This window comes from Methylobacterium organophilum, assembly GCF_022533465.1.
GTDB lineage: Bacteria > Pseudomonadota > Alphaproteobacteria > Rhizobiales > Beijerinckiaceae > Methylobacterium > Methylobacterium organophilum.
In genome coordinates this window covers 3,151,280-3,165,477 of sequence record NZ_CP092848.1, presented here as the reverse complement: position 1 = coordinate 3,165,477, position 14,198 = coordinate 3,151,280, and the positions used below count along the sequence as shown (strand labels likewise).

Sequence of the window (14,198 nt, the reverse complement as noted above, 5' to 3'; positions counted from 1 at the left end):
GCTCCGCGATCCGGGGATCCGCGGAACACGCCCCGAGCGTCCGGTCTTGCGCATGTCCTTCACGCGGGCCGGGAGACACCTCGCTCGAACATGTGCCGAGGGCCGGCCGCGACGAGACCGGCCCGGGCGATACCGGTGCCGGCCCACCCGCCGCATGTAGGCCGTTACCCGGGCAAACGCCAGCGAGGGCGACGACTTCGCCCGTCTCCGACGGATTCTACACGGGATCGTGCGTCAGGCGGGCCGCGGCCTCGCGCAGGCCGGCCCGGATCCGCTCTGCCACGCTCGGCGAGGTGCAGACATAGGTCGGGCTCGGATGCGGCACGGCGATCACCGGGAGCGTCGGGCGCAGGGCGCCGAGGGGCGCCGCCGCCCGAGCGGCGAAGCGGCCTGCCGTCACCACCACTGCGAGACGGGGCAGGAGATCGAGGAGAGGCGCGAGATAGGCCGCCCCGGCCAGGGCCTCGGCTCGGGTGGGCGCCCGGTTGTGCGCGCCCTCCGCGTGGATCACCCAGGGTACGGCGTTCCAGATCAGGGTGTCGGCCCGGGCGATGCCGGCCTCGGCGAGGAAGCGGAACAGGTTCGCGGCGGTGCCGGTGGCGTTGTCGCGGGAGACGAGGCCGGTGCCGAAGATCGCGGGACCCGGTGTCTCGAGGAGCAGGAGCAGCCGCGCGCCGGTTCCACCATCGAGGGGATCCGGGTCCGGCACTGGCGCCCGACGCTCCGCTGCGATGCGCCGGGCGAAGGCCCCGAGCGGGGCGACGTGGGGGGCGTCGCGCAAGGTCAGGCGCGCCGCGAGCACAGCGGGATCGCGGAAGCTCTTGGGCGCGGCCGGCTCAGGCGGCCGCGACATCGAGGCCGGCGACGGCCGGGGCGCGGCCGGACAGGCGGAAGCGCTCGGTGCGCTCCTCGGCGGCGAGCCGCCGGGCCAGGCCGTCGGGGCCGCCGAACTGGAAGCCGATCTGGCTGGCATAGGCCGCGCAGGCGGCTTCCTTGCGCGCCTCCGTCCCCGCGCCGAAGCGCAGGGTCGCCACCGGCAGGCGGGCGAAGCGCGTGCGGCACGGCTCCTTCGGCGCGGGGACGCGCACGGTGTAGGGGAAGTCGCGCCACCACAGCGCCGTGCTCCGGCGGCAGACCGCCTGGAGGGCGCGCACGACATGGACATGGTCGACATGGCCGCCGATGGCCTGGGGCGCCAGCACCAGATCCGGCTCCATGTCGGGAATCAGCCGCTCGAAGGCGTCCGCGAGGCCGAGCTCGATCCGGTCGTCGGGCCGGATGCCGTCGAACAGCGCCGGGGCCGACTCGTAGCCGCGGTGGGGCGCCTCGCGGAAGGGCAGGTGCACCGGCTCGGCGACGCCGAGCGCCCGCATGGCCGCCGCATCCTCCTGCCGGCGCAGGGCCATGTAGTCGGTCTCCGCGGACAGCCCCTTGTCGAGCTGGCAGGCCAGGGCGAAGCCCTGGGGGTGGGGCACCGAGGCCGTGAAGACGGTGGCGACTACCACCTCCCAGCCCGCGGCGGCCAGATGCGCGAGCAGGCCCCCGGCGGAGAAGGCGGCGTCGTCGAGATGGGGCGAGATGGCGAGCGCGGTCGGCATCAGAGCAGATGCGGCTCCTTGCGGAATCGGCAGGCGGGATCGTGCGGCAGGAGGTCTGAAAAGCCCGTCCGGGGCGCTTCGTTCCGGATGGCGGCGTAGACCTCCATGATCTGCCGGCCCACCGCCCTCCAGGAATAGACCCGGCGGCACTCGTCGAGGCCGTCGCGGGCGAGGCGGCGGCGCAGGGGTTCGTCCGCGATCACCCGCACGAGCGCCCCGGCCAGGGCCGTCACGTCGCCCGGCTCGACGAGGAGGCCGTTCTCGCCGTCGCGCAGGCAATCCGACACGCCGACGGAATGGGTCGAGACCACGGCGAGACCGGCGGCCATGGCTTCGAGGATCGTGTTGGAGAAGCCCTCGGCATAGGTCGGCGAGACGAAGACATCCGCCGCCCGGTAGAGCTCGGGCACGGTGTCGTACGCGGCATAGCCGGTGAAGCGCACCTCGTCCGTGGAGAAGCCGAGGGCCTGCGCCTTCTCCTGCGACGGCGCGACGTCCGGGCCGATGCCGGAGATCGTGGCGGCGAAGGGCGTGCCCCGCTGCTTCAGAAGGGCCAGGGCGTCGAGGAAGTCGAGCACGCCTTTCCGGCGGTCGACGCGGCCGTGATAGAGCAGGCGCACCGGGCCGGCACGATCCCCCTCCCCCGGCGTGAACCGGGCGGTGTCGACGGCGCCGGGCACGATGGTGAAACGGTCCGGGTCCGAGCCGAGGCGGTCGCAGACCTCCTTCACGAAGGATCGGCCGCCGATCAGCAGGGCATTGGCCTCGGCCAGAACCGTGCACATCGCGACGCGGTGCGTCTCGCAGCAGGAGCCGACCCAGTGGCCGTCCCCGCCCTGGATCGAGACCACGCTCGGCACGCCGATCCGCTTGGCCGCGAGCAGCACCGCCCAGCCGGTCGGGTAGCCGTATTGCGCGTGCAGGATGTCGAAGGGCCTCCGCGCGTGCTCGGCGCGGATCGTGGCGACCATGGTGTCGATATCGCGCTCGAAATCGCCGCCGTCCTGCTCGCCGCGCTGCTCCAGGCCGATCACCCGCACGCCGGGCACCGCCGGGGGCGGCCCGCCGCCATAGACCCGCGTGCCGAAGGCGTCGCCGCGATATTGCGAGATCATCGTGACGTCGTGACCCGCGGCGACGAGCTCGCGCAGCAGGTTCTGCGCGTAGACGCTCATGCCGGATATCGCCGGGAAGTAGCGGCGGCTGACGAAGCAGATCCTCATGCGGTCGGCAATCCCGGGATCGGGGTTTCGCGGGGTGTCGCGTCCGGCGGTGGCAGGCCGGGACCCGGCCGGCGGCAGCTGCGCAGGTGGTCGAGGGCCTGGGCCACCATCACGTCGGCCCGGTGGCTCTCGCGGGACAGCTCGACGCAGACGAGCTTCCGGAAGTCCACCGCCTCCAGGGCGTCGAGCACGGCAGGAACGTCCATGTCGCCCTCGCCGAAGGGGAGGTGCACATGCACGCCCCGCTTCATGTCCTCGATCGCCACCGTGCCGAGCCGGGGGGCGAATTCGTATATGGCCGCGGCCGGATCGCGCTCGCCGGTGACGAGGCAATGGCCGGTATCGAGGGCGAGCGTCAGGCCGGGCAGGTCGAGGGCGGCGAAATCGTCGAGCGTCTCGATCAGCATGCCGGGCTCCGGCTCCAGGGCCGCGACCACGCCCTTCTCGGCGGCAAAGCCGGCGACCTCCGTCAGCCCCTCGATCAGCCAGCGCCGCGCCTCGGACCGGTCGATGCCGGGCTTGAGCACGCCGGCCCAGAAGGAGACCGCCTCCGCCTCCAAGATCCCGCCGATCTCGATGGCCCGCTTGAGGAAGCCGACCCGCCGGGCGCGGCCGGCGGCGTCCGCGGTGACGAGCGTCGGCTCGTGCTTGGCGGTGGGGTCGAGGAGGAAGCGGGCGCCCGTCTCGATGACGCAGCCGAGTTCCAGCCGCTTCAGGATGCTGGCGATGCGGTCCGCCTCGACCACCCAGTTCTCGGCGAAGGGATCGAGGTGGTGGATGTCGGGGGTCAGAGCGACGCCGTCATAGCCCGCATCCTTGATGAGGCGGATCGCATCCTCGATGCGATGGTGGGCGGTGCCGTTGGTGTTGTAGGCGAAGCGCAGGGTCATGCGCGCCTCCGTTCAGCCCGGCACCCCTGCCGCTCGTAGCGGAAGGGCGCGTGGTGGGATTCCGGCTCGCGATAGAGGGGATAATGCGAGCCCATGATCTTCTCGGCCAGCGCCACGTCGAAGAGCGGCTGGCCGCCGAAGCGCTCCAGGGCTTCCGGCGTCAGACGAACCGGCTTCAGGGTCTCCGTCGGCGCTCCGAAGCGGATCAGGGGATGGTCGCGTTCGATCAGCTTGCGGGCGTTGCGCTCGCCGATGCGGTAGTAGCTCATGGTCTCGACCTCGAGACCGGGCACGATCGCCTTCACCGTGCCGATGCCGGAGCCGGTCGGGGCGCAATCGACATAGAGCACGTCGAAGCCCTCCGCCTCCAGGCGCTCCCGGGCGATGCGGCCGCGGGCCTGCCCGTCCGGCGCCTCGGTGGTGGGCAGCGTCGAGAAGGCTTTGGTCGAGCGCTGGGCGTAGACCGTGTCCGCCAGCACGTCCCGCAGCTCGGTCTTGGATAGCTCGATCCAGGCGAGCATGGCCTGGAGGGCCCGGCTCTCCTCCAGGTCGAGGCTCGGCAGGGCCTTGTCGATGAAGGCCTGGACGTAGCCCGGCGGCGCCACCGTGTCGGCCAGCGTGAGCGGGCCGTGGCCGAAGGTCTTGCGCACCCGCGCGGCCTGGAATTCGAGGAGCGCCTTGCGCAGGGCCCGCTCCCGGTCCGGGTCGCAGGCCTCGCCGCAGGCCGAGAGGGCGATCGGGGCGGGGGCGTCGTCCGGGTTCTCGTCGTAGCCCACGACGTAGAGATTGGTCAGGCCGAACTGGTCGGTGGCGAATTTCGGCAGCGCCCGGATGCCGAGGGCGGCGAGGCGGTCGAGCATGCCCCGGGTCTCGGGGCCGATGCCGTCGAGGTCGAGCATCACCCCCTGGTCGAGGGCGCGGAAGAGCAGGCCGTTGCCGTCGCGCTGCAGCAGTTCGAGCAGGCCGTGGCCGAGGGCGAAGGCGGTGTCCGGCCCTGCGCCGAGGCCGTTGGTGATGAGGTTGGTGAAGGGGGTGTAGCCCGGGCGCAGCTCGAAATAGTCGGTCGCGGCGATGTCGAGGGGCACCAGAACGGTCTCGCCGGTGCAGGCGCGGATCGCTGGCGCCCAATCGAGGGGCGTGTCGCGTCCGACCGGCGAGCCCGCCGGCAGGCAGAGGGTCAGCGGGTCGGCCACCGATGAGGCGCCGTGCACCCGCACCAGGTCGTGATAGGCGATCCCGGTCTCGTAGCGTTTCGCCCGCTCCGGGAAGCTGACGGAGGACATCAGGTTCTCGGCGATCTCGGCGACGGCACCGATCAGGGCTTCGTCGTCGGTGGCGCCGTAGCCGATCCCCGAAGGCATGGCGCCCACGAAGAAGGGGTCGTCGAGGAACAAGGCCACGAACCAGACCGGGATGCCGGTGCGGTCGAGGGGCGCGATGTTGAACCCGACGATGCGGCCCTCGGGCAGCACGTCGAGATAGGCGCGCACCGCATCCGGCAGCCGCTCGGGCAGGCCCTCGATCCGGCGGGGGGCGCCGTAGCGGTACCGCCGCGGGGCCTTCAGGCTGGCGTGGCGAGCCCGGTCGTCCTGGTCGAGCGCGGTCGTGGTCATGGCGTTCCGGTCCTTGCTCGAACGGTTCCCGTCCCGCTGGGGCGCCCCTCCCCGGCTCGGGACGGTGCGGCCTCGCGGTCCGGTCTCCTCCCCGTGTCGTCGTTCAGGCCGCTCCCGCATAGGCGCGGGCGACGAGGCGCATGGTGTGCAGGTCGCGCTCGGCCGAGTAGGCGGCGCGGCCCTCCGGGTCCCGCAGGGCAGCGCTGAAGCTGCGCACCTGCTGCACGAAGGGCGAAAGAGTCTCGTCAAAGGCGACCGGCTCGGACAGGCCGGTCTCGCCCCCGGTGAAGCTGAGGCGGCCCCCCGCCGTCTGGCCCATCGTGTCCTCGGCGGTGAGGAGGGCTGCGGTGCCGACGACTTCCAGGCGCCGCCGGGGCAGCGGGTCGGGGCAGTTATAGGCGACATGGAGCTGGGCGAGCGCCCCCGATCCCGTCCGCCCGACGAGCACGGCGCCGTCGTCGACCGCGTAATCCTGGGCGCGGGCCTGGGTCAGGGCGGCGATGTCGCGGAGCGGCTCGTCGAGTAGGAAGTCGACCAAGTCGATCCCGTGGGGGGCGAGGTCGATCAGAGCGCCGCCGCCGGCCCGGCCGGCGTCGATGCGCCAATTGTCCTGGCCCTGGAAAGCGGCCCAGTCCCGCCCGAGCCAGCAGGCATAGACGATGCGCACGCTCGTCACCGTGCCGAGCCGCCCCGCCCGGATCGCCTCGCGCATGGCGATATGGGCCGGGTGGTGCCGCTGGTCGAAGGCGGTGCCGTAGAAGGCGCCAGCCCGCCAGACCGCCGCCGTGATCGCCTCGGCATCGGCCAGGGAGGCCGCCATCGGCTTCTCGCAGAGCACGGCCTTGCCGCTGGCGGCAAGCGCCTCCACGGCCTCACGATGCAGGTGGTTCGGGGTCGCGACATAGACCGCCTCGACCTCGTCCTCCGCGATCAGGTCTGCGAGATCGGCATGGGCGCGGGCGCCGTCCGCCTCCGCCTTCGCCCGTGCCCGCGGATCGAGATCGGCGACGGCGACGAGGCGGTGCCCCGCCGCGGCGATTGCCGGCATCATGTAGTCGCGCGCGACCCATCCGTAGCCGACGATGCCCCAGCCGACGCGGTCGCCCATCACCAACGCTCCGGCAGATCGACGAATTCGCGCCGGCGGATCCGCTCGGCCTCGGCCGCCTGGAGGTCGCCGTCCCAGATGATCGCGTCCGGACCGTGGGAGCGGAGTGGATAGGTCACGCGGTCTGCGTATTCGGCCTCGTAGCGCTCGGAGGGCCAGCGGATCGCGAAGCCGCCGCCGGAGTCCGGCACGTAGAGCGGGTTGAGGCGCAGATGCGCATCCGCCGGCGGCAGGGTGATGCCGTCGAGCACGGCGCGGGGCGCCGGGCGCATGCCGGGGCCGGCAACGAGGGAGAAGGCTTCGCAGGTCTTGAGCGCGTTGGGCTCGCGCGGATGCGGGGCCCGCGCCTCGACCAGGGCCTGGGTCAGCTCCGCGTCGTCGTAGACGAGGCCGTCCGGGAACAGCTCCTCGATCTCCGAGGCCGAGACCGCCTTGCCCGCCGAGAAGCCCGGGCAGCCGCTGTTGTGGATGTGGCTGAGGGCCAGCCAGCCCTCCTCCCCCGCGGTGTGGCGCAGGCATTCGAGCACCCGGGCCTTGTCGTCGAGGAAGTAGAAGGCGTCGTTGCAGAGCGCGAGGTCGACGGAGGCCGCCGGCACCGGCCAGTGCGGCGAGGCGGCATCGAAGCAGAGCAACTGCGCATCCGGCCCGACCACCCAGTTGCGGGCGACCCAGAGCTTGCCGAAGACCACGTCGCCGCCCGCCACCTTGCAGCCGCGCCGGAGCATCTCGCGCAGGTAATGCCCGATGCCGCAGGCGAGCTCGAACACGCAGGCCGGCTCGTTCCAATGGGCCTCGAGCAGGCTGAGCCCGGCGAGATAGGTCGGGTCGGTCCAGCGGTTGACGAAGTAGTCGCCCACCCGGCCCCAGCCGAGCAGGTCCACCGCCTCGCGCAGCGTCGCCCGGGTCCGGTCCGCGACGAGGCGGTGCAGGGAATCCGGGTCGGCGGCCGGCCCGTTCCACCAATCGTCCTGATCGGCGAGCAGGCCGATCAGGGCCTCCTCGGTCGCGCCCTTGTCGATGGCGGCGAGTGTGTGGGCGACGAGCTCGTCGCGCCCCACCCGCAGATAGGGAATGCCGTCGATCACGGGCCAGCGCTCGCCGGTCCCCCCATCCTTCAGGATGTGGGGGCCGTCGGCCTTCAGCCGGTTGCCGGTCGTCGGCGAGAGGGGATCGAACGGGATCATGGGCAGGACAGATAAGGCCCGAGCGCGATCATGGGATATGCATGTCGCGCAGGACGCGATCCTGAAACCCCTTCACGGGGCCGGCATGGACCAGCTCCATCTCCCCGAGCACCGTCTCCATGGTGAGGGAGGCCGCCCGCAGGTGCTGGGCGATCTGCAGCACGCGGTCGATCGAATCCGCCGCGTGGAAGGCGCGCCCCTCGGCTGTGGAATCGTCCGGCAGGACGGCGCGGGCGCGGGCGACCGTCTCGCGCAGCGGCGCGTCGAGTTCGTTCAGCGCGCGCTCGGAGAGGCGGCCGACGATGGGCCAGAGATGGTCGCCGAGCAGCATCTCCCCGGTGAAGCCGGCATCCGGCATCTCCGCATTGTGGACGTGATGCGCCAGGGCGGCGAGGAAGACGGTGGTGGGGTCGGCCCGGTAGAACGGGCTGAGGCAGACGCCGTAGACCGCGACGACCAGGCAATGCTCGGCGTGGTTCTCCGGCGGCTCCAGCAGGATGCGCGGCTTGCCGGGGCAGGTGACGCCGGCCCGAGGCTGGCAGGCGAGCGCCGGCACGAAGCGCGGCAGCGCGCCGGCAGGCAGCGGCGCGGCGTGTCGCAGATGCGCCCGCAGACGGGAGCGCAGCGGTTCTTCCACGGCCCCCGTCACGGCGTCGAAGCCGGCCACGAGGATCTCCGCCGCCTGGGCCTCGTCGAGGCCGGCCGAGGCGAGGAACGGTTCGTCGATGTCGCAGAGGCGCGTCGCGGCCAATGCGTTCGCCGTGATCCGGAGGGCCACCGTCTCGGGTTCCGCGCCGCCGGTGAGGGCGACCCAGCCCTGGGCGAAGAGCCGTTCGGCGATGGAGCCGTCGCGCCCGGCGGAGCGGACCCGTTTCAGGTCGCCGAGTTCCACCAGGAGGTCCCGCAGCGCCAGGGGCGCCGCGGGCGAGGCCTCGAAGTCCATCAATGCACGCCGCCGAGCCAGTCGAGCAGCATGGCCTGCTGCTTGCCGAAATCATGCTCAGGCCCGTGCCCGTTCCGGACCATGGGCGCCTTGAAGAAGCTCGAGAGCTGCTCCTGCACGCCGCCCTCGCCCCGGGCCTTGGCGAGATCGAGGACGCGGGCGATCTCGATGACGAGGGGCGCGGCCAGAATGGAGTCCTTGCAGAGGAAGTTCACCTTGATCTGCATGCGCTGGCCCAGGAAGCCGGTGACGTCGATGTTGTCCCAGGCTTCCTTGTCGTCGCCGCGGGGGCGGTAATAGTGGATGTGCACGAGGTGGTCCTCGACCGGGTAGCCGAGGATCGAATCGAGCACGCTGCCCTTGGTGTTGATCTTCGATTGCAGCGAGGACGGGTCGTTGAGGGCGAGCCCGTCGCGGTTGCCGAGGATGTTGGTCGAGAACCAGCCGTCGACATGCAGCGCCCGGGCCTTCAGGGCCGGGGCGAGTACGGTCTTCATCATGGTCTGGCCGGTCTTGCCGTCCTTGCCGGCGACGGGGACGTTCATCTGCCGGGCGAGGTCGAGCAGGGCGGGCACGTCGGCGGCGACGCTCGGAGTGAAATTCGCGTAGGGCACGCCGCTCTTGATGGCGGCATAGGCGTAGAGCATCGCCGGGCTGATCGACTCGTCGCTCGTGTCGAGCCCCTTCTCGAAGGCGTCGACCGAGTTCAGCACGGGGGCCGAGAGGTCGGGCCAGCGCTCGGTCGAGGCGAGGTTGACCATCACCACCTCGTCGAGATTGCTCTCGGCCCGGAAGCGGCGCAGGTCGTTGGCGATGATCGAGACCGTCTCGCGATGGTCCTTGGCGACGATGCGGTTGGCGCCGTCGATGTTCTTGCAGAACTGGGCGCTGCCGACCGCGGGCCAGGGGGTGATGCCCTTGAGCACCTGGGCGCCGTTCTCGATGTCCTGCTTCGTCAGAACGCCGTGGCCGGCGGCGGCGGCGGCGAGGTCGTCCCCGTTGAGGTCCCAGCCGCCGAAGCTGAGGTCCTTGTAATCCGCGAGTCCCTGGACCGAGAGCGCGGCGAGCGGCAGGCCGTCGAGCCGGTTGGAGCCGGACTTGATCATCTCGATGCCGGCGATGGCGGTGGTGGCGACAGCCCCCCCCATGCCGACGAAGGCGACGCCGACGCGGCGACCGGTCTGCTTGCTCATCGGAACTGGACTTTCTGCTGTGGCTGGGACGCGCGGTACGGGTCGTTTCGGAGCCTGCCCGAGCGTCGAAGACCGGTTCCCGTTGCGGAACCGTGCCGGTGCTGCGCCCGCCGCGGCGCCCGTCCTCCGCGGCCCTAGACAACTGTGGCCGAGATGGAGCGTTCCAAGGCGGCCCCTGCCACTTTTGGTTGGACAAAACCGCGCGCCGCGCCGCAAAAAACCTTAAAATATCGTTAAAACAATGGGTTAACCAGAGCTTAACCGCGCCGCGATTGGATCACGGGGTGGTCCCATTGTGGTCACACCGGGCGGCGAGACCTCCGCCCGCTCAAAAACACGCTGCACCACAACAAACGGGCGGCGCGCGACAAAAGGAAGACTGATGGGGGTTCATCCGGAGCCGGCGCGCTGCGCCGACGACGTGAGCCGACTCGTGTCCGGCGGGTCGCTGGTTCGAAACAACACCGCGGGCGCGACGCCGCGGCACGACGCTTCCGCCGCGAAGCGCTCTCCGTCCTCGGTGCGCCGGACGCGCCGGATCCTCGCCTCCCTGGCCCTCGGGCTCTCCATCGGCGGGGCCCTGCCGCAGGGCGCCCTCGCCCCGGCCGCGTCCGCCCATGACGGCGGCGACGCGATCGTTCGGGCCGCCGCCGAGACGCATGCGGTGCTGCGCCCTGAGGGCGCTCCCGCGGATTGGGGCGGCGTGCCGCTGCTCGACCAGGAGCCCGCGACCCTGTCGATCATCGAGAGCGACCTCGCTGGGCTCACTCAGAAGAACGTCGACGAGGACGCGCTGCGCTTCGGCGACATGAGCGTGTCGCGCGGTCTCGTGGAGACGATCCTGCGGGCCGCCGCCGATACCGGGGTCGACCCGGTCTACATGATGGCGCTCGCCGACAAGGAATCGAGCTTCGACACGGATGTGAAGTCCTCCGCCTCCTCGGCCCAGGGGCTGTTCCAGTTCGTGACGGGGACCTGGCTGGAGCTGGTCCGCAGCTACGGCGCCAGATACGGCCTGGCCGCCGAGGCCGCGGCGGTGAAGGGCCAGGGCGGCGGCATCACCATCGCCGACCCGGCCCTGCGCAAGCGCGTGCTCGACCTGCGCAACGATCCCTACGTCTCCGGCCTGATGGCGGGCGAGCTGATCAAGCGCGACCGCGCCCGGATCGAGGCCCGGATCGGCCGCGAGCTCAAGACCACGGAGCTCTACCTCGCGCATTTCCTCGGCACGGCCAGCGCGGGCAAGTTCCTGTCGCTGTCGGCGGAGGATCCGGAGAAGGTCGCCAAGCAGGTCTTCGGCCGGGCGGCGCGGGCGAACCGCAGCATCTTCACGGAGAAGGACGGCAAGAAGCGCCGGGCCCTCACCGTGGCCGAGGTGCATGAGCGGCTGGATGCGATGATCGACCGCCGCATGAGCCAGTACGAGGGCATCACCGCCCTCGCCAGCCAGCCCCAGGACGGGCGTGCCGCCGACGCCCCGGTGCTCGACGCCCGCCTGCGCAGCGGCGAGGTCCCCACCGCGATCCCGACGGTTCAGTGACCGGCGGGGGCCGCGCCCCCGTCCCGCTTCACGCTCTTGAGGATCAGCGCCAGCGGCACCGCCGAGAAGGCGACGAGGGCGAGCACCTTGAACACGTCGATATAGGCCCAGTACGCCACCTGGGTCTGGAGCTGCTGGCCGATCCAGGCGACGGCCTGGTTCTGCGCATCCGGCCCGGCATAGCCCTGCTGCGAGAAGTAGCGTGTCGCCTGGGCCAGGGTCTCCCGATAGGCGGGCTCCACCGGCGAGATGTGCTCGACGAGCCGGGTCTGGTGGAATTGCTGCCGGTAGGCCAGCATGTTCTGGGCGAGCGACACGCCCATCGATCCGCCGACGTTGCGCGCCACGTTGATGAGCGCCGAGGCCTGATCCGTTTGCGACTTGTCGATGCCTTCGTAGGAGGCCGAGGTGATCGAGAGGAAGATCATCGGCAGGCCCATGCCGATATAGACCCGCGACCAGACGAAATAGGAAAAGCTCGAATCCGGGTTGAGCCGCGTCAGGTCGAGCATGCCGGCGCCGACGATGGCCGCGCCGAGGGCGATCAGCCATTTCGGCTGCACGTGACCCGAGAGGCGCCCGACCAGGAACATCATCACCACGGTGACCACGCCGCCGGGGCCGAGGACCTCGCCGGAGAGCGTGGCGGTGTAGCCGTAATAGTCCTGCGTGAGCTGGGGCAGGAACTGCGTGGTCGCGATCAGGATCGCGCCCGTGAACAGCATCACCACGAAGCAGGAGCCGAACTGGCGCCTGCCGAGCAGGCTCAGGTCCACGACCGGATTGCGGTGCCGGAGCAGCCAGGGGATCATCGCCACGAAGGCGAGGACCATCAGGCAGGCGAAGGTGACGATCAGGTTCGAGCCGAGCCAATCCTTGCGCTGACCCTCGTCGAGGACGACCTCGAGCGAGCCGAGGAAGGTGGCCACCAGCAGGAAGCCGACGATGTCGAAACGCACGCCCGACTTCCGCAGGCGCTTGCGCTCGGCCACTGCCTGGGGCGGGTCCTCGATCAGGATGTACATCAGCGTCAGGGCGAACAGGCCGACCGGCCCGTTGATCAGGAAGCACCAGTGCCAGGAGGCGTTGTCGGAGAGCCAGCCACCGAGCGTCGGGCCGATCGCCGGCGCCACGACGATGGCGACGCCGTAGAGGGCGAAGGCTTGGCCGCGCTTCTCCGGGGGGAAGGAATCCGCGAGGATCGACTGGGCGAGCGGCGCCATGCCCCCGCCGCCGAGCCCCTGCAGCACCCGGAAGAACAGCAGGGATTCGAGGCTCCAGGCGAAGCCGCACAGGATCGAGGAGAGCGTGAACAGGGCCACGCTCCACATGAAGAAGGCCTTCCGGCCGTAGCGCTTGGCGAGGAAGCTCGAGGCGACGAGGGTGACGGCATTGGCCACGAGGTAGCTCGTCACCACCCAGGCCGCTTCGTCGGGCCCGACCGCGAGGCCGCCGGAGATGTAGCGCAGGGCCACGTTGGCGATGGTGGTGTCGAGCACCTCCATGAAGGTGGCGAGCGCCACCACGAGGGCGATCACCCAGGGATTGCGCCCGCCCGCCGCCGTGGCGGCCTTGCCGCCGGAAGCCTTTCCGGTGGACCTGCCCCCCTCCCCGGCCGTCGCCGCCCCGGCGCTCACCGGACCCGCACCGTCGGGACGATCGACATGCCCGGGCCGATCGAGACGTCCTTCGGCCAATCGTCGACCACGATCTTCACGGGGATGCGCTGCGTGACCTTCACGTAGTTGCCGGTGGCGTTCTGGGCCGGTAGCAGGCTGAAGGCGGTGCCCGATCCCGGCTGTACGCTGTCGACGCGGCCGTGGATCTTGCGATCCGGATAGGCGTCGATCTCGACATCGACGCTCTGCCCCGGCCGCATGTCGGTGATCTGCGTCTCCTTGTAGTTGGCGGTCACCCAGATGTCGTCGGGCACGAACATCGACAGGCTCTGGCCGGCCTGGGCGTATTCGCCCCGGGCGCCGGTGAGGCGCACGACGCGACCGGCCTGGGCGGCCGTGACCGTCGTGTAGCCGAGATTGAGCCGGGCCTGGTCGCGCTGGGCCTTCGCTTGGCCGAGCTGCGCCTCGGCGCTTGCCCGCTGCGCCTGCAGCGAGCCGATCTGCTTCTCGGCCGCCACCACGCCGGCCTGGGCGCGGGTGAGGTTCGCCTGCTGCTGCTGCAGGTTCGAGGTCGAGGATTGCGATTGCTGGATGGTGCCCGCGCCCTTCTGGGCGAGCGTCCGGTACCGGTCGGCGTCCTCCTCGGCGAATTTGAGGGCGGCCTTGGCCTGCTCGACCTGGGCCTCGGCCACCACGACCTGCGCCTTCTGCGCCTCGATCTGCGCGTCGATGTTGCTGATCGAGGCTTCGGCCGCCTGGACCTGGGCCTGCGCCTGATCGAGGGCGATCTGGTAGTCGCGCTGGTCGATCTGAAAGAGGACCGTGCCCGCCTCGACATGCTGGTTGTCGGTGACCGGCACGTCGACGACGTAGCCGCCGACCTTCGGCGCTAGTGCGAATTGGCGCGAATCGACGAAGGCGTCGTCCGTCGTCTCGTAGGGATGGACGTAGAGGCTCCAGTAGAAGAATCCGGCGACCCCGAGGGCGACGAGGGCGATGGCCCCGATGGCGAACCAGAACGGGTGCCGCCGGAGCAAGCCTGGCCGCTTTTCGTCCTCCCCGGGCGAGGCGGATTCCGCCTGATCCTCGTCATTCTCGGCGGGAGAGGGCCTGTCCGCGCGATCCTGGCGCAGGGCATGGGCCTGCTTTCGGGAATGTCCAGCGGAGTGCTCGTCTACGGTGGGCGCGCGCTCCCCCGCACGCTGCTGATCGTCCAGCATCGTTCGTCCGATCCGATAGGAGCGCAGGTTCGACAGAGGGCCGCCCGCGCGCAGCGCCCACCTCGCG

At 71.0% G+C, this 14,198-nt stretch carries 12 protein-coding genes; 1 reads left to right on the top strand and 11 read right to left on the bottom strand.

The features are described from left to right. Positions 1–217: 217 nt before the first annotated feature. From MMB17_RS14790 to MMB17_RS14750, 9 genes are all read right to left on the bottom strand, one after another. Complete coding sequence (locus MMB17_RS14790) at positions 218–853, bottom strand: uracil-DNA glycosylase (RefSeq protein WP_241099267.1); 636 nt, start codon at positions 851–853, stop codon at positions 218–220. Then, positions 837–1,601 carry a PIG-L deacetylase family protein gene (locus MMB17_RS14785; RefSeq protein WP_238312539.1) on the bottom strand — a complete coding sequence of 255 codons (765 nt, stop codon included), beginning with the start codon at positions 1,599–1,601 and terminating at the stop codon, positions 837–839. Before MMB17_RS14785 ends, MMB17_RS14790 begins: the two co-directional genes overlap by 17 nt. Further along, positions 1,598–2,821 (bottom strand): glycosyltransferase family 4 protein, encoded by a 1,224-nt coding sequence (locus MMB17_RS14780; protein WP_241099266.1) that lies wholly within the window; start codon positions 2,819–2,821, stop codon positions 1,598–1,600. The genes MMB17_RS14785 and MMB17_RS14780 overlap by 4 nt, the downstream gene beginning before the upstream one ends. Continuing rightward, positions 2,818–3,711, bottom strand: a complete 894-nt coding sequence (locus MMB17_RS14775; RefSeq protein ID WP_241099265.1) for a sugar phosphate isomerase/epimerase family protein — start codon at positions 3,709–3,711, stop codon at positions 2,818–2,820. The genes MMB17_RS14780 and MMB17_RS14775 overlap by 4 nt, the downstream gene beginning before the upstream one ends. Then, positions 3,708–5,324 carry a YcaO-like family protein gene (locus MMB17_RS14770; RefSeq protein ID WP_241099264.1) on the bottom strand — a complete coding sequence of 539 codons (1,617 nt, stop codon included), beginning with the start codon at positions 5,322–5,324 and terminating at the stop codon, positions 3,708–3,710. Before MMB17_RS14770 ends, MMB17_RS14775 begins: the two co-directional genes overlap by 4 nt. 103 nt (positions 5,325–5,427) lie before the next feature. Continuing rightward, positions 5,428–6,432: a Gfo/Idh/MocA family protein gene (locus tag MMB17_RS14765; RefSeq protein ID WP_241099263.1), complete on the bottom strand. Its 1,005-nt coding sequence runs from the start codon at positions 6,430–6,432 to the stop codon at positions 5,428–5,430. Next, positions 6,432–7,616, bottom strand: a complete 1,185-nt coding sequence (locus MMB17_RS14760; protein ID WP_241099262.1) for a class I SAM-dependent methyltransferase — start codon at positions 7,614–7,616, stop codon at positions 6,432–6,434. The genes MMB17_RS14765 and MMB17_RS14760 overlap by 1 nt, the downstream gene beginning before the upstream one ends. A 28-nt stretch (positions 7,617–7,644) precedes the next feature. Next, positions 7,645–8,559, bottom strand: coding sequence for an HD domain-containing protein (locus tag MMB17_RS14755; RefSeq protein WP_241099260.1), 915 nt, complete (start codon positions 8,557–8,559; stop codon positions 7,645–7,647). Beyond that, positions 8,559–9,752 (bottom strand): inositol-3-phosphate synthase, encoded by a 1,194-nt coding sequence (locus tag MMB17_RS14750; protein WP_241099258.1) that lies wholly within the window; start codon positions 9,750–9,752, stop codon positions 8,559–8,561. Before MMB17_RS14750 ends, MMB17_RS14755 begins: the two co-directional genes overlap by 1 nt. Before the next feature lie 382 nt (positions 9,753–10,134). Between MMB17_RS14750 and MMB17_RS14745 the strand changes: the two genes are divergently transcribed. Beyond that, positions 10,135–11,292, top strand: a complete 1,158-nt coding sequence (locus tag MMB17_RS14745) for a transglycosylase SLT domain-containing protein (protein ID WP_241099257.1) — start codon at positions 10,135–10,137, stop codon at positions 11,290–11,292. Here MMB17_RS14745 and MMB17_RS14740 read toward each other — a convergent pair. Together MMB17_RS14740 and MMB17_RS14735 are read right to left on the bottom strand one after the other, a co-directional pair. Next, positions 11,286–12,929, bottom strand: a complete 1,644-nt coding sequence (locus tag MMB17_RS14740) for a DHA2 family efflux MFS transporter permease subunit (RefSeq protein WP_241099255.1) — start codon at positions 12,927–12,929, stop codon at positions 11,286–11,288. The two genes, MMB17_RS14745 and MMB17_RS14740, sit on opposite strands and share 7 nt — an antisense overlap. Next, complete coding sequence (locus tag MMB17_RS14735) at positions 12,926–14,131, bottom strand: HlyD family secretion protein (RefSeq protein WP_420847272.1); 1,206 nt, start codon at positions 14,129–14,131, stop codon at positions 12,926–12,928. Before MMB17_RS14735 ends, MMB17_RS14740 begins: the two co-directional genes overlap by 4 nt. Positions 14,132–14,198 lie beyond the last annotated feature (67 nt).

Bases quoted from the DNA above. Each gene is read 5' to 3' on its own strand.
- MMB17_RS14790 (WP_241099267.1), bottom strand. From the start codon at position 853: ATGTCGCGGCCGCCTGAGCCGGCCGCGCCCAAGAGCTTCCGCGATCCC.
- MMB17_RS14735 (WP_420847272.1), bottom strand. From the start codon at position 14,131: ATGCTGGACGATCAGCAGCGTGCGGGGGAGCGCGCGCCCACCGTAGAC.
- MMB17_RS14750 (WP_241099258.1), bottom strand. From the start codon at position 9,752: ATGAGCAAGCAGACCGGTCGCCGCGTCGGCGTCGCCTTCGTCGGCATG.
- MMB17_RS14745 (WP_241099257.1), top strand. From the start codon at position 10,135: ATGGGGGTTCATCCGGAGCCGGCGCGCTGCGCCGACGACGTGAGCCGA.
- MMB17_RS14765 (WP_241099263.1), bottom strand. From the start codon at position 6,432: ATGGGCGACCGCGTCGGCTGGGGCATCGTCGGCTACGGATGGGTCGCG.
- MMB17_RS14775 (WP_241099265.1), bottom strand. From the start codon at position 3,711: ATGACCCTGCGCTTCGCCTACAACACCAACGGCACCGCCCACCATCGC.
- MMB17_RS14755 (WP_241099260.1), bottom strand. From the start codon at position 8,559: ATGGACTTCGAGGCCTCGCCCGCGGCGCCCCTGGCGCTGCGGGACCTC.
- MMB17_RS14780 (WP_241099266.1), bottom strand. From the start codon at position 2,821: ATGAGGATCTGCTTCGTCAGCCGCCGCTACTTCCCGGCGATATCCGGC.
- MMB17_RS14770 (WP_241099264.1), bottom strand. From the start codon at position 5,324: ATGACCACGACCGCGCTCGACCAGGACGACCGGGCTCGCCACGCCAGC.
- MMB17_RS14760 (WP_241099262.1), bottom strand. From the start codon at position 7,616: ATGATCCCGTTCGATCCCCTCTCGCCGACGACCGGCAACCGGCTGAAG.